Origin of the sequence: Bacteroides sp. D20 (genome assembly GCF_003436255.1) — a bacterium.
Taxonomy (GTDB): domain Bacteria; phylum Bacteroidota; class Bacteroidia; order Bacteroidales; family Bacteroidaceae; genus Bacteroides; species Bacteroides uniformis.
Map to the genome: position 1 here is coordinate 278,034 of NZ_QSOO01000002.1, position 22,651 is coordinate 300,684.

Genomic DNA, 22,651 nt, shown 5'->3' on the forward strand with positions numbered 1-22,651 from the left:
AGGAAAAATTAATTCCGGCAAACGGTTAAAACTTTCTATCTTTGCAGCGCTTATGAAGGAACTCCGTTACATACTGGCTGTACTCTTTTCCTCCCTTATCATTATAAGCGGAGTGGGGATTTCTGTAGTTCAGTATTGCTGTGCCGGATGCGAGACGACGCAAAGCTGCTGCACTTCCGGCTGTTCCAAATGCCATAATACACATCGTGCCTCACGGCAAACATGCAAGGATACCGGCTGTACAGCCGTCTACTACAAGGTGGATTTCGTGAAGCATGCACACGAGTCTGTTTCGTTCGTGCCATTCCTTACACTGTTTTGCGAGCAACTGCCGCTGTTTGATCACTCCTTGCCGCAGGTGGCTTGTACTCCGAGAGTTGTTTCAGGAGCACCGCCATATGTCGTCGGCTCGCGTCATTATCTGGCGCTCTATTCCACGCTTCTCATTTAGTGTTGTTTTATACGGGGCAATGACCTGGATTGCCCGGAGGGAACTGTTTGTTTTTTAATCACTTCTTTAAGTATAAAACAGAAATGAAATATAGTTTGATAGCCATTCTTCTGTTCTCTTTCACCGCCTTGCAGGCGCAGGTAAAGGGAACGGTAAAGGATAATTTGGGCGACCCGATTGCGGGTGCCAACCTCTTCTGGCAGGGAACCACCCAAGGTACCACCACTTCGGCGGACGGTACTTTCTCCTTGTCCAAACCCAATGACAAGCATATGCTTGTAGTCAGCTTTATCGGTTTTGAGAACGATACGATACACGTCAGTAACCGCAATGAGACGCTCGACATTGTCTTGCGCGAAGGGGTGGAACTGAGCGAGGTGAATGTGGTCAGCCGTAAGTTGGGCACCATGAAGCTGCGCAACAGTGTGATGAATGAAGATATGATAAGTAGCGCCGAGTTGAGTCGTGCCGCCTGCTGTAACCTGGGAGAGAGTTTTGTGACCAATCCCTCGGTGGACGTCACCTACTCTGACGCCGCCACCGGTGCCAAGCAAATCAAGCTTCTCGGCTTGTCCGGTACGTATGTGCAAATGATGACGGAGAATATCCCCAACTACCGCGGCTCTGCCGCCCCCTACGGACTGGGTTATGTACCCGGGCCATGGATGCAGAGTATTCAGGTGAGCAAGGGCAGTTCATCCGTGAAGAACGGCTATGAGGCCATCACGGGACAAATCAATGTGGAATTCAAGAAACCCCAGTTGCCCGAAGCCGATTGGTTTTCCGCCAACCTCTTTGCCAGCAGCACCAACCGTTATGAAGCCAATGCCGATGCCACGGTGAAACTCTCCAAACGTTGGAGCACCTCTTTGCTGGCGCATTACGAGAATGAGACCAAAGCTCACGACAGCAACGACGACGGCTTTGCCGACATCCCCCGTGTGGAGCAGTACAACCTCTGGAACCGCTGGGCATACATGGGCGACCGCTACGTCTTCCAGGCAGGCATCAAAGTGCTTACAGAAGACCGCAACAGCGGGCAAGTCAGCCATGGCAAAACGTCCCTGGCAGACCCTTATAAGATAAGTATAGGTACCGACCGCTACGAAGCCTTCACCAAGAACGCCTATATATTTAATAAGGAGAAGAACACCAACCTGGCATTGATTCTTTCCGGCTCCCTGCACAAGCAGGATGCCTTGTACGGACGGAAAATCTACGATGTGGACCAGCACAACGCTTATGCCTCCTTGCTGTTCGAGACGGAACTGACCAAGCGTCAAAGCCTTTCTGCCGGACTGAGCTTCAACTATGACTCCTACGACCAGCACTACCGCCTGGACAATGACGCCGCACAGCCTTTGACGAAGAAATTCACCAAAGAAGCCGTCCCCGGCGCCTACGTGCAGTACACCTACAACTGGGACGATAAACTGGTGCTGATGGGTGGCATCCGCGGCGACCATAGCAGTGAGTACGGCTATTTCGTCACTCCGCGTTTCCATGTGAAGTACAATCCCAACGAGTATGTACATTTCCGTCTTTCGGCAGGAAAGGGATACCGCACGAACCATGTGCTGGCCGAGAATAACTACCTGCTGGCAAGCAGCCGCCGGATAGACATCGCCAAACGTCTTGACCAGGATGAGGCCTGGAACTATGGCGCAAGCACTTCCGCCTATATTCCCTTGTTCGGCAAAACCTTGAACCTGAATGCGGAATACTATTACACGGATTTCAGCAAGCAGGTGGTGGTGGATATGGATACGGACCCGCATGCCGTTCTGTTCTACAACCTTCACGGCCGTTCCTATTCGCAGGTAGTGCAGGTGGAGGCAAGCTATCCGTTCTTCCAGGGTTTCACCTTTACCGCGGCTTACCGTTGGACGGATGCCAAGACGAATTACAACGGAGAGCTGATGGAGAAACCCCTTACCAGCAAGTATAAAGGTTTGCTGACGGCTTCTTATCAGACACCTTTGGGATTGTGGCAGTTTGATGTGACTTTGCAGTTGAACGGTGGCGGGCGCATGCCGGCTCCATACGAACTGACAGACGGCAACTGGTCGTGGGAAAGGCGTTATGGCGGCTTCGAGCAGTTGAGTGCCCAGGTGACGCGCTATTTCCGTCGCTGGTCTATATACGTCGGTGGCGAGAACCTGACAAACTTCAAGCAGAAAAACCCCATCATCGATGCTTCCAATCCCTGGGGAAGCAACTTTGATGCTACGATGGTGTGGGGACCGATGCATGGGGCAAAAGCCTATGTAGGTGTCCGTTTTAACTTGCCGAGAATATAATATTATTTATTAAATCAATAGCAAAACAATGAAAACAAGAAGATTTTTAGTTGCTTTGGCAGCCGTACTGTTCTGTACGACTGCCGCAATGGCAAAAGACATCCGTACAGCCGTGTTCAAGGTGGCACAGATGAAGTGTGAGAACTGTGTAAGGAAGATAAACAATAACATCCGTTTTGAGAAGGGACTGAAGGACTTCCACACAGACCTGAAGACAAAGACGGTAACCATCACGTATGATGCCGACAAGACCAATGTGGAAAAGTTGAAAGAAGGTTTCCAAAAGTTCCATTATGAAGCGGAGTTTGTCAAGGAAACCAAGCAGGACGATAAGAAGTAATTGAACAAACTGCTCATTCCAGTTGTTGCTTTATTAAAGCGGAACAACAACCATCTAAAAAATAAATCGAATGAGCAATATAATTACTAAGGCACATCCCGTGCCGGATATGCACAGCACGGGATTGCGCGTCGTCGGTGCATGGCTTTTTGCCATCGTACTGATACTGTTTTCTACAGTCTTTGTGCATGTACCCTATACCCGTGAAATACAGATGGTACTGGCAATTCCGGTACTGCTGTTTTTCGGCGCTCCTTTTTATGCCGGTGCCTGGAAGGGAACCCGGTCGGGCCGCAACAATATAGACCGTCTGGTGGCGCTTACCACCTCTGTGGCTTTTCTGTTCAGTGTGTTCAACACTTTCTTCCCGGATTATTGGCTGGGCATCGGGCTGGAACCGCATGTCTATTATGGGGTTGCCGCCGTCATCATCGCCTTTTCCCTGACCGGCGAGTTTATGGAGGAACGTGCCCGGCGAAATGTGTCGGCGGCTATCTGCCGGTTGGGAGGCTGGCAGCATAACGCAGCCCGCGTACTGCCGGAGAAGCAACGCATTGACGACCGCGTTGCCGAGCTTTTTGTCCCGGTCATTCTCATCATTTCCCTGCTGACCTTTTTTATATGGGTGTTTTTCGGAGGCATAGATGTAGTGTCACACGGTCTGTTTGCCGCTTTGTCCGTATTGGTGGTGGCTTGTCCGTGTGCGGTAGGGCTGGCCACTCCAGTAGCTTTGGCGGCGGGCCTTAATAAAGCTGCCCGCAATCATATCCTTATCAGGGACACTTCCGCTTTAGAGCAGATGCGCAATGTGGATGTGGTGGTATTCGACAAGACCGGGACCTTGACAGAAGGACATCCTACGGTAATAGGCTGGCTGTGGGCGCAAGGGCAGGAGGAGCATTATAAAGATGTACTGCTTGCTGCCGAGTCTACTTCGGACCATCCTCTGGCAGAAGCAATCGTTACGGCCCTGGAAGGGGAGGAGCAGGTTATCCCTGCCCACCTGGACGGTTTTGAAAACATTACCGGAAAAGGTGTCAGAGTGGCCTATCAGGGTGCGGAATATTGGGTAGGAAGCCATAAACTGCTGAAAGATTATCAAGCCAATTTGTCGGATATCCTGGCCGATATGCTGACACAATATGAATCGGACGGAAACAGTATTGTCTACTTTGGGCGTGAGAACGATTTACTTGCCGTTATTGCCATCAAGGACCAGTTGCGGGTGACTTCTATGGAAGCTATCCGGGAACTGCGTATCCAGGACATCGAGATATGCATGCTTACGGGAGACGGTGAGCGTACAGCTTCTTCCGTGGCCGGCAGTTTGGGTATCATGCGTTTTGTGGCTGATGCCATGCCCGACGACAAAGAGGATTTCATCCATAAGCTGCAGCTTCAGGGTAAAACGGTCGCCATGGTAGGTGACGGCGTGAACGATGCGCAAGCCTTGAGCTGTGCTGATGTAAGCATTGCCATGGGAAAGGGGACCGATACGTTGATGGACACCGCCATGATTACTCTCAGGACTTCAGACCTGCTGCTGTTGCCCAAAGTTTTCCGGTTGTCTCGCCAGACTGTGAGCCTCATGTACCGGAATCTGTTCTGGGCTTTCATCTATAATACAGTGGGTATCTTTGTCGCGGCCGGAGTACTCTATCCCGTCTATGACATCCTGCTGAGTCCTGCGCTGGCAGGTGCTGCCATGGCTCTTTCCTGTGTATCCGTGGCTTTGAGCAGCCTTCGTCTGAGTTCCAGGTTCTGACGGCTGTATTCTCAGCTGTTCCTATACTCCAGCGGACTCATGCCCATGTGCCTCTTGAAGTATTTTCCAAAGAAGGAAGCACTGGGGAAGTTCAGGGAATAGGCAATCTCCTGAATGGTCATGTTGGTTGATTTCAGCTTGGCTTTCACGTCTACGATGACGACGTGGGCGATGATGTCCAATACATTTCTGCCGGTCACCTGCCTCACGGTGGTGCTGAGGTGTTGCAGGGAGATGCCCAGTTTGTCGGCATAGAATTGCGCGCGGCGTTCGCGGGTATAGTTTTCGATGACGAGCTGCACCAGTTCGCGGCATATTTCCTCTTTCCGGCTCTTATTCCCTTTTTGCATCTGCGGACGGTGGCAATACATTCTGTCTATGCCGCTGAGGAGCATGTTCAATGTGCTTTGAGCCATTTTTGTATCGGGAGGATAGGGACCGGTCGTGATGCGTGCCCATAGGGCAAAATAGTCCTTGAAGTAGGAGGCGACGGTAGGGTTGACAGCCAGTACCGGATACTCCAGTATGTTGGAGAAAGAGCTCAATGTAGACTGGATGAGGTTGACTCCATTGAGGCAATGGGAAGAAAACCCCACGAATCCCAGGCACACTTTTTCCTTTTGTTCGTAAAACTGTATGATAGTTCCGGGAAGCAGGGTAATAAAATCCCCTTGCTTGATTTCCGTATCCATCAGATTGATGGATACCGTGATGGAACCTTCTATGCATAGTGCAAAGATGCATGCTTTCAGGCGGCACGACTGTTTGTATATGTTTAGAATGTCTTCCGTTACTTCAGTCCATGCAATCATGTCTACTGGCAGGTCGACTTGAGGAAATTCCATACGCTTTGTCGTTTAGAGTTTGCACAAAGGTAATTCTTTTCCGGGAAAAAGTAACGGAAGACATTCTGTTTTTAAAATGAAATGTTCTTTTTTTAAAATGTAACGTCCATCTTTACGACGAAAGTACGTGGCGCGCCCACTGCCATGGGACGATAGCTGTACTCCTTGTTCAGCAGGTTGTTTATCATGAACTGGAAAGCTACTTCCTTGGTGGCTTTCACCCCGAAGCGCATGTCCACTGTGGCATAGTCCGTATTATGCTTTTTCCAATAGGATGCCAGGGTTTCCCCGTTGGACGAGCCGAAGAGGATGCCGCGCACGTAGTCCAGCAGGTCAGGTTCACTTTTGCTGCGTTCGTCCAGCATAATATAGTCCACGGCAAGTATCTTGCTTTTCCAGTTTACGTTGGCACCTATGTTGATGCGTTTCCACTGAAAGTCCAGCGTGGCCTTGAAACTGTGTTTCGGACGATATTTCAAGTACTTGCCGTCATTGCTTTTCTCCTTCATCTGAAGCGGGTCGGTATAGGTGTTCTCCAGGGCATTGCGTTTCTTGTAGTCGGCATCCCTCGGTTCGGTATATACATATCCCAGGTTATAGAGCAGCTTGGCGTTTTTGTTGAAGGTGTACATGCCGTTGGTGCTGATTTCCATTCCATAAATCTGTGCTTTGGACACGTTGTGGAACTGTGCCCCGATGCCGAAACCCTTGCCGTTCTTCAGCATTTGTATGGCGTCTGTAACGCTGTTTATCATGCTCAGGTCCGCATTGTTGAATAGGCCGAACTGGAATTCCACCATATCCTTGTATTGGGTATAGAAAGCGGCGACATCTGCAAATCCTTGTAAATTGCCTGCCTTGTACCCTTGCTTGAATCCCAGCTCGGCATTGAATCCTTTTTCCGGCTGTACGTTGTAGTTGGGATATACACCTACACCTCCGATGTCTTTGCGAAGGTATTTCTCGGTGATGGAGGGATTACGGTAACCCTGGCCGAAGCTGGTACGCAGGAAGCTGTAATCGGCTAGCTGGTAGTTCAGCCCGGCACGGAACACGGGGCGGAAAGGAATCTTGCTCCCGAAAACCTTTGTGTCGGCTTCCCGGTAGTGCTTGTCTATCCGGTAGTATTCGGCACGTACACCGGCCGATACGCTGAGGCGGTCCCAGAAGCGCTGGTCGTATTGCATATAGGCGGCAACATTGTCACTTTGATGTACTTCTTCCGTTTCGCCGGAGAAGGTGCGGATATGTTCGTAAGTCAGACCCGTGGTGATTTGTGCGCCGCCGTCCCATTTCTTGTTGAACTGATAGTCCAGATAATAGTCGTAATTCTTGTCCGTCCGTGTTGGTGATTGATTGCGCTTCGGATTGAGTACACCGGATAGCCAGGGAACCAGGTCGCTGGGTAGTTTCCCTTCAAGCAGTCCTCCCATGTCAGACAGCAGGCCGTTGCTCATTACCCAGGAGATGAGGTCGCAATAGTCGGCAGTGGTGGCATTGGGGAATATGTTGTCCAGAGAGCCGAAGACACCGTCCATCAAATCACTCAGCTTGTTGCTTCCCAGCCATTTGATAACTCCGGTCATCAGTGGCTGGAGGGCTGTGTAGTCTCCATTGGCAATGTTCTGGATGACTTGTGCGTCGGTGCCCATGTTGCCCAGAATATCCGTAATGGAGGCGGATTGTGTAGGGCGTACCACATTGTCCGCACTGTAGTAGAAACGGCCCTTTACTTTGTGTGAAGTACCTCTTTCAGGATTGGTGAAGTTGAAGAAAGGGTCAATGCGGAAGTTGTTGGACTCACGTCCCATATTAGTAAAGGGAGAGGGGCGGTAGGCCTCGCCGGGCGAGCGCCAGATGAAGAAATCCCCGTACTTGTTGGAAAGGAAATCCACGTTGAAACCGTAGTTCATCAGTTTCATACCCATATCCGGCTGATAGTAGGTGAGGTTTCCGTTGATGTGGAAACGTTTGTTGTAACCTTGTTGGCGGTAGCCCTCGTCGGTAAAGAGATTCAGTCCGCCGCTGACGTCAAAGTTACCGATGCGGCGGGAGTGGGTGAGGTCGAAACCTTCGTAGAGCGGATTGCGTACACCGCTGAAAAGGCTGTTGCGCAACAAGGGCTTTACCGGATATTTGTCCTCTTTCCAGAAAGATTTGTCACTCCATTGGTAATCGCTGTTGTCGGGGTCGTCATAGATTCCTACATAGGCACTGAAACGGGTCTGAGGGGTCAGTCCCGGCCGTGCGGTGCGTATGTTGATGATGCCGTTCAGGGCCGACGAACCATAGAGCACGCTGGAGGCTCCTTTGATGACCTCTACCTGCTGCACATTTTCCAGAGGTACGCTGTTCCAGTTGATGACTCCGTTTTGGGGGCTGAGCACGCTCATCCCGTCTACCAGTACCAGGCTGCGGGCACCTACGCTGTAAGTCCAGCCGCCACCGCCTCGAATGCTGGGTTGCTTGTCGATGATATCCACCCCCGGAATGGTCTGCAGTGTCGAGGTGATGTCTGTGGGAGCCTGGCGGGCAATGTCACTGGCCTTTATCAAATCCATGGAGACCGTCACATCGCTCAGCTTCTGTTCAAACCGTCCGGCCGAGACCACGACATCTTCCAGCAGGTTGGTGCTTTCCTTCATGTACACGTCTTTCTGCATAATGTCTCCTTTGCTGATGACGATGGGCATTGGCACATCCTCATATCCCACGTAGCTGAATACCAAATCTACACCTCCCGCCGGCAGGTGTACTTCGTATGCACCGTTTATGTCGGTCACTACGCCTTGCGTGTCTTTCAGCTTGTAGGTGACCGATGCCCCTGCAAGCGGTTCATTGGTCGTTGCATCATATACGTGCCCCTTCAATATCTGTGCAGATATGGAAAAGCTGAACAGTAACGCTGCGAATAGCGTTATTAGAATTCTTTTTTTCATAAGTCTGTCTTTTTGTGAATAGTTATATCAGAATGTTTGCAAAGTACGTGAGATATTATCAGATTATCAAGGTGTATTTTTATGAATAGATGCTACATATTTAAGATAAATCCGGGGAGTGAATTCAAAAAAGTGCTATATTTGCTTGCATGAAACTGGAAATATCAGATTGGAACATGATTCCTTATGCCGGGGCATGGAGCCGGCAGACGGAATGGTTTGACGCACTTGTACACGCCAAGCAGGCAGGAGAGTGCTATGTCAATCATATTGTGCTCTGCGAGCATCCCCATGTCTATACATTGGGGCGTAGCGGGAAAGAAAGGAATATGCTGCTGGGAGAAGAACAACTGCGCAGGATAGGGGCTACGCTCTATCATATTGACCGTGGTGGAGACATTACGTATCATGGTCCGGGACAGTTGGTCTGTTATCCTATTCTGAACCTCGAGGACTTTTCTTTGGGGTTGAAGGAGTATGTGCATCTGCTGGAAGAGGCGGTAATTCGCGTTTGTGCTTCGTTTGGCATCGCTGCCGGACGCCTGGAGAAGGCAACGGGCGTATGGCTGGAGGGCGATACTCCCCGTGCCCGTAAGATTTGTGCCATCGGCGTGCGCAGCAGCCATTTTGTTACCATGCATGGGCTGGCACTGAATGTGAATACCGATTTACGTTATTTCAGCTATATCAATCCCTGCGGATTCATCGACAAGGGGGTCACTTCTTTGCAGAAAGAACTGGGACATGAAGTGCCGATGGAAGAGGTGAAGGAGCGTCTTTGCAAGGAGCTGGTAAATCTTTTGTCATGAACTATCTGGCACATATATTCCTTTCCGGTTCGAACAGAAAAGTACAGTTGGGAAATTTTGTAGGCGATGCCGTAAAGGGAAGCTCCTATAAGAATTATCCGCCGGATATAGCCAAGGGTATTCAGCTTCACCGCGCTATTGACGACTATACCGACCGTCATCCGGCTGTCTGCGAGGTGGTGCATAGGCTTCAACCAGAATTCGGACGGTATTCGGGGGTATTGCTGGATATTTATTTCGATTATTTGCTGGCTTCCCGTTTCGAGTCGTTCTCCGGAGGCTCCTTGAGGAAGTATACCCGGAATTTTTATCTTTCCCTCCTTATCAATTACCGCTATCTTCCGCTACGGTTCAAACGTTTTATCTGGCATTTTATCCTGACCGACCGTTTGCAGAAATACGCCACTCTGAACGGAATAAGAGAATCTTTGAACATCATGGTGGAATATCATCATATTGATATATCCGTAGATAAGGCAATTCGATACCTTGAAAAGCACGATGAGGAACTGTTTGCTGTGTTCCAGCCATTTTTTATTGAATTGCAGAGGTTTTGCGCTGAATATCAGCATAATTATAAGTCACAATTTTAAGGACGAAGAAGGAATGAATATCGTGTCGGCAAGGAATTAATATCCTGCCGACACGATATTTGTTTTTTGTATCACACGTTGTTGATTTCCTGCATGACATGTTATTGATAGCTTGTGCCCTGTGGAATCAGCTTCCCGTACTCCGCTTCTCCCTTGCCAGTACCGAGATGATGTACCCTCCCTTGCTGTTCACCTTGTTCCAGTTTGTTCCATTGAATATTTTCCAGACGTAGTTTCCCAGCCTGCCGTAGTCCGATAACTTCAGAATCTTCCTGATTTCCTCCCGGTCGGTGATGTAGAGCTTTTCCAGATTCAGCATGAGGCATTCCAGGTTGTGCGTATTCCTGTTGTAGGCATATCCGGGAATGTCTAAATCAGGATTTCCCTGCGCTCCTCCGCTTTCCCCCGGGGGAGTAAGAGGGGGAAGTGCTTTACTTTCTTTTGCTTTGCTTTCTTCTACTTTGCTTTCTTTGCTTTGTTTGGAATTGCATGCATTTTCGGGGAAAATGTCCGCATCCTGCGTGCAATTTTCTCGGTTTTGCGTACAAGTCTTGTCCTTGTCCGGTTTATCTTCCTCCGTCTCTACCAGTAGATAGGGCAGGGTGGTGAGATCCCTTTTTCTTCGTTTGGTGGCTTCCAGCCATACTTTCTGTATCTCGGTAGAGGTCAGTACCCCTTGCTCCTTATAGGTTTTGGGGTCGAAAAAGGCTTTCTCCACCAGGATGTCCACGATTCCCTGCATCTCCTGCTCGTTGATGTCCTTTCCCGCCTTGTTTGTGAACAGTGTGCATTGCTCCGCGTTCCATTTCAGGTAATATCCGTTTTCCTTGTGTATCTTGCACAGCAGTTTCATTACCGCCGCTGTGCCTTTCAGTCCGAACCTGGCTTCCACCAGTTCCACTGCTATCTCTTCGAATAGATTTACTTTGAGGGGGAAGTATAGCATTCCCCCGTACATCATGGCCATTGTTTTTAGTGTTTAATGATTAGTGATTAATGGTTAATGGTTAGCATATGGGGCTCCATTCGAGGAAGTTCTCCAGCTGGAAAGTTTTCCATGCCTGCAGTTCCACGTCCCAGAAGGCTATGGTGCTTGTCACTCTTGTGATGTCATAATCTCTTCTGAAGTCAGCCTTGTAGGGCAGTAAGGTGGCTTTCGCCAGCCTGAATGTCCCGTCCTGCTTGTGGTAGGCTATGAGTGCGTGTCCGTATTGCATGTGGTCTATCAGGCTTTCTATCCGTCGGGCCATCCATGTGGCGCATGTTTCCGTGTAGTTCTTTTCCAGCATGATACGTATTTTCCATAGGTTTCTCAGTGCTTCGTGAAGTGAAGCGTTCTTTGTCGACTTTCTCATCTTGTTGTCTTTAAAATTAATAATTGTATTAGTTTGGCAGGAGGTACGCTTGTATATAAAAAAAGATGCCGCATTCGTTGAGAAAGCGGCATCTATAGGCGGTGTGGCTTCATCCTTACCAAAGTGGCGGCAAAGATAAGTGGTTTATTCCTTAAGTTGTTTATATTTAATTATTGTCAATAAGTTTCGTGGTTTCTGCCCTTTTTTGTTTTATTCCCTATATCTCTCCTGCTACCTTCATTTCCCGCCACACTTCACCGAACTCTTGTATTATAGTGTTTTCTGACAGTCTTTTATAGTCTGGCGTTCTAAAGTCGAAATGTGAGTATGCCCATTGTGCCAATGCCTTGTTGCTTGTCGGCTTTTCTTCTATAAAGTATCTTGATTTTTTCCATAGGATGATGTCTTTAATGACTTCTTTCCTATATTGTGGCAGTATTCCTATAACCTCCCCACTTGAGGGACGTCCTACTCCCGCTTTCGGAGCTGATATGCCGTGCTTTACATTCGTTTCTAGGGTGTCTCTTTTTGTTTTTTTTCCTTACTTTGGAGTGTCTCTTTTGCCTTCATTTTCTAATGTTTTTGGGTTAATAATTAAAATTACTGTAGTTTGTAAAATAAATGCAAAGGTATATCAAGTTTTTTGTTTTTGTGGAGTAAGGATGGAGATAAAAAGCTGGGTTTTATCTTTATGATGGGTTAATGTGTTGATATATAAATGGAAATGACTTTGATTTGGAAGTGTTTTTTAAACGTTCGTTTAATGGACGTCAAATTTCAGGAAATGAAATAGGGAATGAGTTAATAAAAGGGAATGGAAATTTTAAATATTAAATAAGATACTTAATATATTGAATTACTGTAGATTAAACTGAGACACGATGGGTTTTCCAAAATATTTTTATTAAACATTTTGAGGATATAAAAAACAGTCTTATCTTTGCGTCCATTAAACGAACGTTTAAAAAACGCTTTTTGTTTGTAATCCGTTCGTTTATAGTCTCTTACCAGAAGGTAATGACGAACTGCAAAAAAACTGTTGGCAAGAAGGGCACAATGCTTGCTGTATTTTACATAAGGTGCTCGCAAATGATTGGATACCAGGTATATACCGAGGGTTCAAAGCCCCAGAGGAACACTCTTTTGTGAACAAAACAACGAAAATGGAAACGGATAACGAGGTTGAAGTCTGGCATGCCATGCGTGCCACATACCGCAGGGAGCTTGATGCGGTGTATCTTCTCGAGAAGGAGAACCTCGGCTGTTTTGTCCCCATGCAATATAAGGTAAGTATCCGTAAGGGTAAGAAAGTCCGTACTTTGGTTCCCGTCATCCGTAATCTGGTTTTTGTCCATGCACGTCCTTCCGACGTACAGCGTGTTAAGTCTCAAATTACTTATTTGCAATATATAACCGATACTCGCAGTGGTCAGAAGATAATTATTCCCGACCATGAGATGCAGCGCTTCATCGCCGTTGCCGGAACCTATAACGACCATTTGCTTTATTTCCAGCCCGAAGAGTTGAATCTGTCGAAAGGAACTAGAGTCCGTATTACGGGTGGTGACTTTGCAGGTCAGGAGGGTATTTTTCTGAAAGTAAAGGGGGCACGTGACCGCCGTGTGGTTATAGAGATACAAGGTGTCATTGCTCTTGCCATGGCCACTATCCATCCGGATCTTATAGAAGTGATCGGCTGAATTATAATTCATAATTTACAACTCATAGTTCACAATTCATAATTCAAAAAATGTCCTCCTCCCTTTTCGAAGAAGCAATTAATCTCCAGCGTGCTGCGCACGAACTGATGTATTTAGGTATGGACGGTAGTCCTATCTATAGTGATGACCTTTCCCGCCGTAACGGTGAGGTTTACCGCTTGACTGCGGCTTTGTATGGTTCCAGTGCCCGAGGTACTACTACGGAAGAACAGGCAAACGTCTGTCTTGCTCTCTTGATGGGTTATAACGCATCGTTCATTGACCATGGCGAGAAGCAGGATCACCTCCAGGAGATATTAAACCGTTGTTGGAATCTCCTTGATACCCTTCCCGCCTCGCTGTTGAAACTCCGTCTGCTTACTGCCTGTTATGGAGAAGTGTTCGATGAGCTCCTGGCCGACGAAGCCTGGAAGATTATTTCTTCCTGGGACTCCGCATCGCTCACTGCCGAACAGCAGGAAGCTGTCGAGGAATTCCGGAATGTAGTTGACAATCCCTATCCGTGGGAATATCTTGAGGACTAAAACAGGTGAAAGTTTTCTCGAAAGGCAAAAAAAGAAATGGAGTGGAGAATGCAGGAGACACGGGAAAAGTTAAAGGCATATAGAACTAAACATACAAGTGATATATTCATGTAATGAGTGAAAAGGATTCCACGCATTGTATTACGAAAAATAGCCTCCAGAGAAACGGATTATATGGCATTTCTGCCAATGAATATAGTAAAATAACTTATTATTTGATTAAAAATATAACTCAAAGTGGGTTATACCCTCTTTAGTAGATGCCCAATATCTATTGAATATCCGGGAAGCGTGGTACTAACTCTTTCATTACTACGCGAAGTAATAAATATAAATCACCTTTGGTTCCACCTTCCCGGATTAGTTTGATTTTTTCAGTGTGTGACATATAAGAATCTAACAAACATTAAACTATGCGTCGAATCTTATTTCTGATTTTATGTCTTTTCATTGTCTTCGGTTCTGCCTATGCCCAGCGCATGTCCGACGAGCAAGTGGTTGAATATGTGAAACAAGCACAGGCTGCCGGAAAATCTCAGAAGCAGATGACTGCCGAACTGTTGCGCCGTGGTGTGACCCGCGAACAGGTGCTCCGCATCAAGGATAAATATGAGAACTCGGGTGTTGCTGTCCCGGGTTCCGAAGCTCCCTCACAGATGCGCAAGCGTTCGGTTGCTGTGGGAGAATCCTACGAGGCTGCCGAACTGGATGACCAGAAAGCGGTTGTTGATGAGAGACTTGAAAGCCAGTCCGCCCCTGAGGCTGCCGGAATACAGATTTTCGGTCATAATCTGTTCCAGAACCGTAATCTCTCCTTTGAACCTAGTGTGAATCTGGCTACTCCAGCAAATTATCGGCTGGGGCCCGGTGACGAGGTGATCATAGATATCTGGGGAGCTTCCGAGAATACTATCCGCCAGACCATCAGTCCCGAGGGGAGTATCCAGGTGAAAGACCTCGGTCCCGTTTATCTGAACGGCATGACTGTTAAAGAAGCCAACGCTTATCTGCAACGGGAACTGTCCAAGATCTATTCCGGTATCGGAGGGGGGGATCCCAATTCACAGATCCGTCTGACTTTAGGCGATATACGTACCATTCAGATTCATATCATGGGTGAGGTCACGGTGCCGGGTACTTATACACTTTCGGCCTTTTCCACGGTTTTCCATGCCTTGTACCGTGCCGGTGGTGTGAATAATATCGGTAGCTTGCGTGACATCCGTCTGGTTCGTAACGGAGAGACGATAGAGCATTTGGACGTCTATGAGTTCATCATGCAGGGCAAGATGAATGACGATGTCCGTCTGCAGGAGGGCGATGTGATTATCGTGAGTCCCTACCAGTCGTTGGTCGAGATAGTAGGTAAGGTGAAACGTCCCATGTATTATGAAATGAAGCCTGCCGAGACGGTTGCTTCCTTACTGAAGTATGCGGGTGGCTTTATGGGAGATGCCTATAAGAAGGCTGTACGCATCATCCGTAAAAGCGGACGTGAACATCAAGTATATAATGTGGATGAGATGGACTATTCCGTATTCCGTTTAGACGACGGTGACTTAATGACGGTTGACGCCGTACTCGACCGTTTTGAGAACAAGGTTGAGGTCAGTGGTGCCGTCTATCGTCCGGGGCTTTATCAGTTGGACGGTGAGGTGAATACGGTGAAGCAGCTGATAAAGAAGGCTGAGGGACTCCGGGGAGATGCTTTCCTTGCCCGGGTCCTTCTAGACCGTGAGCGTGAAGATCTTACGCACGAAATGGTTGCCGTTGATCTGGAGGGTATTATGAACGGTACGGTTTCTGATATACCCCTTCAGAAGAACGACCATCTGTATGTTCCCGGTATCCATGACCTGAAGGAGAGCGAGACGGTCTCCATTTATGGTGAGGTGCTCAATCCCGGTACTTTCCTATACTCCGACAACTTAACGATAGAGGATATGATTGTCCAGGCGGGAGGTCTTACCGAGGCTGCCGCCACTACCTGTGTGAGCGTGACGCGCCGCATCAAGGATCCCAAGAGTACTGCCTACAGCAGCAAGCTTGCGGAGACATTCACCTTTGACATCAAGGACGGTCTTCTGACGGTTGCCGATAGTTTCTACCTGCAACCTTTCGATGTAGTCCAGGTTCGTCGCAGTCCTGCCTACCAAGTTCAGCGCATGGTGACGGTTGCGGGTGAGGTACTTTTCAGCGGCAGCTATTCGTTGTTGAAAAAGAATGAACGTCTGAGTGATGTGATAGGTCGTGCAGGCGGAATTACTCCGGCGGCATATATAAAGGGGGGACGTTTGATTCGCAAGCGCAATGATGAGGAACGTCGGCGTGAGACGGATGTGCTTCGCATAGCTCAGGGTGGTGAGGGGAAGGATAGCATCTCTGTGGACAAGCTTGCCATCTCTGAGACTTACGCAGTAGGCATCGATATGGAAAAGGCTCTGTTTAATCCGGGAAGTGACTATGACATTGTCCTGCGTGAGGGAGATATCGTTTATATTCCTGAATACGTCAATACGGTGAAGATCAGCGGTTCAGTGATGTATCCTAATACAGTAACCTGGGAGAAAGATGCCAAGCTGAAACATTATATCAATATGGCAGGTGGTTATGGCGAAAATGCGAAAAAGAAGAAAGCATACATCATTTATCTGAATGGTACGGTAGCCCGTGCTAAGAAGAGTGACAGTGATTTAATCCAGCCGGGTTGTGAGATTGTGGTTCCCACGAAGTCTGAGAGGAAGCGTCTCCAGCTTTCTGAGATTATGGGTATGAGCTCCATGACTGCAACGATTGCGGCGATGGTGGCTACGTTGACTAATGCTTTTAAATAAGAAACAAGTGGAAGATATAAAAAGAAAGGATGCTGATATGAATGACGGACAGCAGAATAAACATCCACAGGAAGAGGAGATTGATTTGCTAGAGCTTGCCTTGAAGGTCTGGGCAGAGCGCAAGTGGATATTGAAGTGTTGTGGCTATGCAGTGATTGTGGGGTTGGTGATTGCTTTCAGTATTCCGAAAGAATATACAGCTACAGCTACGATTGCTCCGGAGTTGTCGGATGGAAAGAGTGGGGGAGGATTGTCTTCTCTTGCTGCCATGGCAGGTATTAATATGAATGCTTCTTCTAGTGCTGATGCTATTTACCCTGATTTATATCCGGATATTGTGAGTTCCACTCCCTTTATTACCGATCTTTTCAATATTCCGGTGAAAGACCTGGAGGGGAAAATAGATACTACACTTTATTGCTATTTAGATGAACATCTACGTTCTCCTTGGTGGAGTGTGGTAACATCTGCTCCTTTCAAGACTCTTGGATGGATGGCCTCTTTATTTAAGAGTGAAAAGGAAAATACTAGTAAAAGTGAACTTGATCCTTTTCATTTGACTAAGGAGCAATCTAATATAATGAAAATATTGAGTGGGCGCATTGGTATCTCAGTCGATAAGAAGACTGGACTTACTACTTTGTCTGTTACGATGCAGGATGCTTGTATTGCTGCTTGTTTGACAGATAGTGTGATGTGTCGTTTACAGGATTACGTTACAGATTACCGCACAAATAAAGCTTGTCAATATTTTGAGTTTCAGAAGGGACTTTTTGAACGTAAGAAGAAAGAATATGAAATAGCACAGGAGAATTATGCAAAGTTCTCTGATGCTAATAAAAACATTATTCTTCAGAGTTATCGTGCCGAACAAGTCCGTTTGGAAAATGAGATGAATCTTGCCTATCAAGTCTATACATCCGTTGCACAGCAGTTGCAAATGGCTGAGGCAAAAGTACAGGAAATTACTCCTGTTTATACAGTAGTTGAGCCTGCGACTATTCCTATTCGTGCATCAAAACCTAGTAAAGTAATGATATTGGCTGGCATTATTTTCATAACAGGAGTTGTTTGTATAGGTTGGATATTGTTTGGAAAGAACTTATTTCTCATTTTGAAAAAGAAATGAGAAATAAGTATATAAGGATAGTTGGAACTTGTTAGTGAGGGGCTCAAAATAGATATTTATTGATTAATATTTGTAGTTTACAATGAAAGTATTAGTTACGGGTGGAGCTGGATTTATAGGCTCTAATCTTTGTGAGCATCTGCTTGCTCATGATTATGAGGTTGTCTGCTTGGACAATTTTATTACGGGAAAGATTGAGAATCTTCTTCCATTGTTGAATCAATATTCCACTACCTTCAAGTTGATAGTGGGAGACATTCGCAATATTTCTGATTGTCAGAAGGCGGTTGAAGGCGTTGATTACGTGCTTCATGAAGCGGCATTAGGTTCCGTACCTCGGTCAGTCAAAGACCCAGTAACTACCAACGATGTCAATATTGGCGGTTTCTTGAATATGCTAATAGCTGCCCGTGATGCAGGTGTGAAACGTTTGATATATGCAGCTAGTTCTTCTACTTATGGGGATAGTAAATCTCTTCCAAAAGTGGAGGAGGTTATAGGTAAGCCATTGTCGCCTTATGCCATTACAAAATACGTCAATGAGCTATATGCGGATGTCTTTGCTCGCACATACCATATGGATTGTATCGGTTTGCGCTATTTCAATGTGTTTGGGCGTCGCCAAGATCCATTTGGGGTTTATGCAGCTGTTATTCCGTTATTCGTGAAGAAGCTGATGGCTCACGAAAGCCCCGTGATAAATGGGGATGGGGAATATAGTCGTGATTTTACTTATATTGATAATGTGGTGCAAATGAATATGCTTGCTATGACTTCCACTAATCCGGAAGCTGTAAACCAAGTTTATAATACAGCGTTTGGTGAGCGTACAACTTTGAATCAATTGGTTGGCTATCTCAAAGAGTTTCTTAGCGAGTTTGATACAGAAATAGCTAAGGTGGAAGTCGTTCATGGACCTAACCGTGTGGGGGATATCCCTCACTCCTTGGCTTGCATAGACAAGGCTAAAAGATTGCTTCACTACAATCCTCAGTATAGCATGCGTGACGGACTAAAAGAAGCTATTAAATGGTATTGGAAAAATATTTAATAAAATGAAATGTGTTGATTTGATATACAAGGATTTATATAGAGTTGGGGGTGGAAATTTGATACGAAGTTATTTTACTTTTCCCGGTTTCAAATATTTATGTGTGTTTAGATTAATCCAATCATTTAAGGAAGTATGGTATTTGAAACCTATTGTTTTTTTTCTAAAAGTAAAACTTATTATGATGCAGCGGAAGTATGGCATTTTAATTCCTGCTCGTTGTACAATAGGTGAAGGATTTTTTATAGGTCATTGGGGTACAATAGTTGTAAATGAGAAAGTTAAAATTGGTAGAAATGTCAATATTTCGCAAGGCGTCACAATAGGGCAATTGAATAGGGGAAAGCGTATGGGAACTCCGGTTATTGGTAATGAGGTTTATATTGGTCCAGGCGCGAAAATATTGGGGAATATTGTTGTTGGTAACAATGTTGCTATAGGAGCTAATGCTGTTGTTTTGGATGATGTACCAGATAATGTGTGTGTTGCAGGAATTCCAGCAAAAATTGTGTCTATGAATGGATCGGATGGGTATGTGAATAGGAAAGTATAACAAACTATAGGAACTAAAATAAAATATGTAATGAAAATAGCTATATGCTGTCGGAAAGGTTCTTTCTCAGATTATTGGTTAACCTATTGTGAAGAGAATGGCATATCTTATAAGAAAGTGGATGCATATCAATCTGATATAATGAAACAGATAGAGGATTGTGATGCTTTCATGTGGCATTTCAGTCATCTGGATTACAAAGATAAGGTTTTTGCAAAACAACTTCTCTATTCTATTGAGGCTTCTGGTAAGCCTGTTTTTCCTAATTTTAAAACTGTTTGGCATTTTGATGATAAGTTAGGTCAGAAGTATTTGTTTGAGTCAATAAAAGCTCCCTTAGTCACTTCTTATGCTTTTTATACAAAGCAGGAAGCTCTGCTTTGGGCCAATAAGGCTTCTTTTCCTAAAGTTTTTAAATTGAGAGGTGGAGCTGGATCTACAAATGTAAAGCTAGTAGACACAAGGAAGGAGGCTGTATCCTTAATAAGTAGAGCTTTTAGTAGAGGCTTTTCAGCCTATGATCCATTGGCTTCATTAAAAGATCGTTGGAGGGATTATAGGAGTGGAAAATGTCCCTTTTTTGTGCTTTTAAAGTCTTTTTTTCGTTTGTTTATAGTTTCTTCTGCTATAAAGTTACTTCCTCTGGAAAAAGGATATGTTTATTTTCAAGATTTTATTCCGAATAATGATACGGATACTCGTATTGTCGTTATTGGGGATAAAATAATAGGTGAAAGGAGAGGTGTTAGAAATGGAGATTTTAGAGCATCTGGTTCGCATATTCTTCTTCCTGATGCTTCGAAGGTAGATATGCGATGTGTACAATTGGCATATAATGTTTCCAAAAAACTAGGTTTGCAAATAGGTGTATTTGATTTTGTACATGATAAAGATAATCCTTTGCTCGTAGAAGTGAGTTATGGTACAGATCCTGATTATACAGAATGTGAAGGATATTGGAATGAAAGACTCCAATTTACATCAGCACCCATTAATTTACCTAAGATGATAATAGAATCCTTTATACAAAATAGTTCTAATTAAATATTAATATGAATTCTGTAAAAATTGCCGTAATCGGTCTCGGTTACGTAGGACTTCCTTTGGCTCGTTTATTCTCTACAAAATATCAAACAGTTGGATTTGATATGAATAAAGCGAGGGTTGATGCTTTGATGGCTGGACACGATTCAACACTTGAAGTATCGGATGAATTGTTACAATCTGCTATAAAAAATGGTTTTAAATGTACGGCTGATATAGAAGATATCCGTGATTGTAATTTCTATGTAGTAGCTGTACCTACTCCTGTAGATGAACATCACAATCCGGACCTAACTCCTTTGTATGGTGCAAGTACTACAGTAGGTAAGGTAATCTCAAAAGGAGATGTTGTAGTGTATGAATCAACGGTTTATCCAGGTGTGACGGAAGAAGAGTGTATTCCGGTAGTAGAACGGGTTTCTGGATTAAAATTGAATATGGATTTTTTTGCAGGTTATTCTCCTGAGCGTATTAATCCGGGTGACAAGCTTCATACAGTAGAAAAAATAAAGAAAGTAACTTCTGGTTCTACAATAGAAATTGGTAAAAAAATAGATGAAGTTTATGCTTCAGTAATTTCTGCCGGAACTCATTTAGCACCCACGATAAAAGTTGCAGAGGCTGCTAAAGTAATAGAAAACTCACAGCGTGACATTAATATAGCATTTGTGAATGAATTATCTAAAATATTTACCAGAATGGATATTGACACACAGGATGTTTTGGCTGCCGCTGCAACAAAATGGAACTTTCTACCTTTTAAACCGGGATTAGTTGGCGGGCATTGCATTGGTGTTGACCCTTATTATTTGGCTCAATGTGCGCAAAGTTATGGATACAATCCAGAAATCATTTTAGCAGGTAGAAGAATGAATGACAGTATGGGGGAATATGTTGCAAACCAAGTGGTGAAGCTGATGTTGAAAAAAGGAATACAAGTGTTGGGGTCGAATATTTTAATAATGGGATTCACTTTCAAAGAGAATTGTCCGGATGTACGTAATACAAAAGTCATTGACATATTTAATGCTTTACAAGAATACAATTTGAATATAACCGTATTTGATCCTTGGGCAAATCCTCAAATAGTCGATAAAGAGTATGGAATATCCGTTGTAAATGAACTTCCTGATTCTAAATTTGATTCAGTTATATTAGCTGTGTGTCATGATGCATTTCAGGATATCCAAGTAAATACTTTAAGAAAGGATAATTCTGTTCTTTATGATGTAAAGGGGATTTGGGATAAGCATTTTGTGGATGGAAGACTCTAAAAAGAACGGTAGATTTTATTTTTATATGTTGTTGGCATAATGAAACTTATTTATCAAATTCAACAGTCTGTTAGAAATTATCTTTTGCGGAAATCTTATTATAAGTTGTATAAGGTTATTTATCATAATAATCCTCTGTTGAAAAAGAAAGCTGTTTTTGAAGAGAAATGGTTACAAAAATGGAAGTCTTTAGATTCTCATATAAAGATTGATTCTTATCGAATATTTTCTCGCTATGTAGGAGAAGATATCAATATTTTGCCTTTAGAGTATTGTGCTACGGTTATTGAACCATTCCTTAATCCTAAGCAGTTTTGGGCATATTATAATGATAAAAATATGTTTGATAAGATATTTGGAACAGATATTTTGCCTAAAACGATAATTCGAAATATTGATGGTTCTTATTATACAGCTGATTATAAAATATATAAGGAAAAAATATTATCCTTATCTATTGCTTCTAAGTGCATAATAGTAAAACCATCTATTGATGGGGAGTCTGGTAGAGGGGTTGTAAAGTTACAAAAAGGTAATGGAAATATTCATTTGGAATCATTAAAACTCCAATTCGGTGAAAACTTTATTGTTCAAGAATGTTTAAGCCAACATCCATATATGGCACAGTTTAATAATACTTCTGTGAATACTATTAGAGTAATGACATACAGATCTTTGGCAACAAATGAGGTTGTAATTCCTAATGCTATACTTCGTGTTGGAGCTGAAGGGAAGGATGTTGATAATGCTCATGCTGGTGGTATGTTTTGTGGAATATCAGCTAATGGTGTATTAGGGAAATATATGTGTGATTATTTGGGAAATAAGAAAAAGAGTTTTAATGGAGTAGATTATTCGAATTCTGATTTTTGTATTCCTAATTATAATAGAGTGAAAGAATTTGCAAAAGAGGTTGCTGATAAGGTATTGCATCATAGATTATTAGCACTGGATATAATGCTTGATGAACAGGGAAATCCTAAACTTATAGAAGTTAATGTAGGAGGCTTTTCTGCTTGGTTGTTTCAATATACCAATGGAAGTGCTTTTGGGCAATATACTGATGAAGTGATATCTTTTTTGAAAAAGAAAAAATAAGTGTTGTAAGCACTCAAATCACAACA

19 protein-coding genes are annotated in these 22,651 nt (G+C 44.7%); 15 read left to right on the top strand and 4 right to left on the bottom strand.

Going from position 1 to position 22,651, the window contains the following annotated elements:
• Positions 1–52 precede the first annotated feature (52 nt).
• The 4 genes from DXD78_RS03025 to DXD78_RS03040 all read left to right on the top strand — a co-directional run bounded on the left by DXD78_RS03025 (position 53) and on the right by DXD78_RS03040 (position 4,856).
• A complete protein-coding gene (locus tag DXD78_RS03025; protein WP_034523146.1) occupies positions 53–451 on the top strand; it encodes a hypothetical protein in 399 nt (132 codons plus the stop codon).
• A gap of 83 nt (positions 452–534) precedes the next feature.
• The gene (locus tag DXD78_RS03030) at positions 535–2,751 is read left to right on the top strand and encodes a TonB-dependent receptor domain-containing protein (RefSeq protein WP_117652484.1); all 2,217 of its coding nucleotides are present in this window, start codon (positions 535–537) and stop codon (positions 2,749–2,751) included.
• A gap of 28 nt (positions 2,752–2,779) precedes the next feature.
• A complete protein-coding gene (locus tag DXD78_RS03035; RefSeq protein ID WP_005828167.1) occupies positions 2,780–3,091 on the top strand; it encodes a heavy-metal-associated domain-containing protein in 312 nt (103 codons plus the stop codon).
• 70 nt (positions 3,092–3,161) lie between these two features.
• Complete coding sequence (locus DXD78_RS03040; RefSeq protein WP_035448221.1) at positions 3,162–4,856, top strand: heavy metal translocating P-type ATPase; 1,695 nt, start codon at positions 3,162–3,164, stop codon at positions 4,854–4,856.
• Between the two features lie 11 nt (positions 4,857–4,867).
• Here DXD78_RS03040 and DXD78_RS03045 read toward each other — a convergent pair whose 3' ends face one another.
• Positions 4,868–5,701 carry a helix-turn-helix domain-containing protein gene (locus DXD78_RS03045; RefSeq protein WP_005828170.1) on the bottom strand — a complete coding sequence of 278 codons (834 nt, stop codon included), beginning with the start codon at positions 5,699–5,701 and terminating at the stop codon, positions 4,868–4,870.
• Between the two features lie 92 nt (positions 5,702–5,793).
• The gene (locus DXD78_RS03050; protein WP_117652485.1) at positions 5,794–8,640 is read right to left on the bottom strand and encodes a TonB-dependent receptor; all 2,847 of its coding nucleotides are present in this window, start codon (positions 8,638–8,640) and stop codon (positions 5,794–5,796) included.
• A gap of 137 nt (positions 8,641–8,777) precedes the next feature.
• Between DXD78_RS03050 and lipB the strand changes: the two genes are divergently transcribed.
• Positions 8,778–9,449, top strand: a complete 672-nt coding sequence (gene lipB / locus DXD78_RS03055; protein WP_255419753.1) for a lipoyl(octanoyl) transferase LipB — start codon at positions 8,778–8,780, stop codon at positions 9,447–9,449.
• Positions 9,446–10,042 (top strand): ACP phosphodiesterase, encoded by a 597-nt coding sequence (locus DXD78_RS03060; protein ID WP_117652487.1) that lies wholly within the window; start codon positions 9,446–9,448, stop codon positions 10,040–10,042. Before lipB ends, DXD78_RS03060 begins: the two co-directional genes overlap by 4 nt.
• 127 nt (positions 10,043–10,169) lie before the next feature.
• On the opposite strand, the gene DXD78_RS03065 is transcribed toward DXD78_RS03060, so the two are convergent.
• The gene (locus DXD78_RS03065; protein WP_117652488.1) at positions 10,170–11,009 is read right to left on the bottom strand and encodes a DUF4373 domain-containing protein; all 840 of its coding nucleotides are present in this window, start codon (positions 11,007–11,009) and stop codon (positions 10,170–10,172) included.
• A gap of 40 nt (positions 11,010–11,049) precedes the next feature.
• The gene (locus DXD78_RS03070) at positions 11,050–11,397 is read right to left on the bottom strand and encodes an SH3 beta-barrel fold-containing protein (protein WP_022401485.1); all 348 of its coding nucleotides are present in this window, start codon (positions 11,395–11,397) and stop codon (positions 11,050–11,052) included.
• Positions 11,398–12,560: 1,163 nt separating this feature from the next.
• Here DXD78_RS03070 and DXD78_RS03075 point away from each other — a divergent pair.
• The 9 genes from DXD78_RS03075 to DXD78_RS03115 all read left to right on the top strand — a co-directional run bounded on the left by DXD78_RS03075 (position 12,561) and on the right by DXD78_RS03115 (position 22,625).
• Positions 12,561–13,097, top strand: coding sequence for a UpxY family transcription antiterminator (locus tag DXD78_RS03075; RefSeq protein WP_044468913.1), 537 nt, complete (start codon positions 12,561–12,563; stop codon positions 13,095–13,097).
• A 50-nt stretch (positions 13,098–13,147) separates the two neighbouring features.
• Positions 13,148–13,642 (top strand): UpxZ family transcription anti-terminator antagonist, encoded by a 495-nt coding sequence (locus tag DXD78_RS03080; protein WP_044468914.1) that lies wholly within the window; start codon positions 13,148–13,150, stop codon positions 13,640–13,642.
• Positions 13,643–14,055: 413 nt separating this feature from the next.
• The gene (locus DXD78_RS03085; RefSeq protein WP_117652489.1) at positions 14,056–16,476 is read left to right on the top strand and encodes an SLBB domain-containing protein; all 2,421 of its coding nucleotides are present in this window, start codon (positions 14,056–14,058) and stop codon (positions 16,474–16,476) included.
• Between the two features lie 37 nt (positions 16,477–16,513).
• A complete protein-coding gene (locus DXD78_RS03090; RefSeq protein ID WP_044468927.1) occupies positions 16,514–17,605 on the top strand; it encodes a Wzz/FepE/Etk N-terminal domain-containing protein in 1,092 nt (363 codons plus the stop codon).
• 82 nt (positions 17,606–17,687) lie between these two features.
• Positions 17,688–18,656, top strand: a complete 969-nt coding sequence (locus DXD78_RS03095) for an SDR family oxidoreductase (RefSeq protein WP_044468978.1) — start codon at positions 17,688–17,690, stop codon at positions 18,654–18,656.
• A 4-nt stretch (positions 18,657–18,660) separates the two neighbouring features.
• A complete protein-coding gene (locus DXD78_RS03100) occupies positions 18,661–19,209 on the top strand; it encodes a serine O-acetyltransferase (protein ID WP_117652490.1) in 549 nt (182 codons plus the stop codon).
• A 30-nt stretch (positions 19,210–19,239) separates the two neighbouring features.
• The gene (locus tag DXD78_RS03105) at positions 19,240–20,253 is read left to right on the top strand and encodes a RimK family alpha-L-glutamate ligase (RefSeq protein ID WP_117652491.1); all 1,014 of its coding nucleotides are present in this window, start codon (positions 19,240–19,242) and stop codon (positions 20,251–20,253) included.
• 8 nt (positions 20,254–20,261) lie between these two features.
• Positions 20,262–21,527, top strand: a complete 1,266-nt coding sequence (locus tag DXD78_RS03110; protein ID WP_117652492.1) for a nucleotide sugar dehydrogenase — start codon at positions 20,262–20,264, stop codon at positions 21,525–21,527.
• Positions 21,528–21,566: 39 nt separating this feature from the next.
• Positions 21,567–22,625, top strand: coding sequence for a sugar-transfer associated ATP-grasp domain-containing protein (locus DXD78_RS03115; RefSeq protein ID WP_117652493.1), 1,059 nt, complete (start codon positions 21,567–21,569; stop codon positions 22,623–22,625).
• Positions 22,626–22,651: the final 26 nt, after the last annotated feature.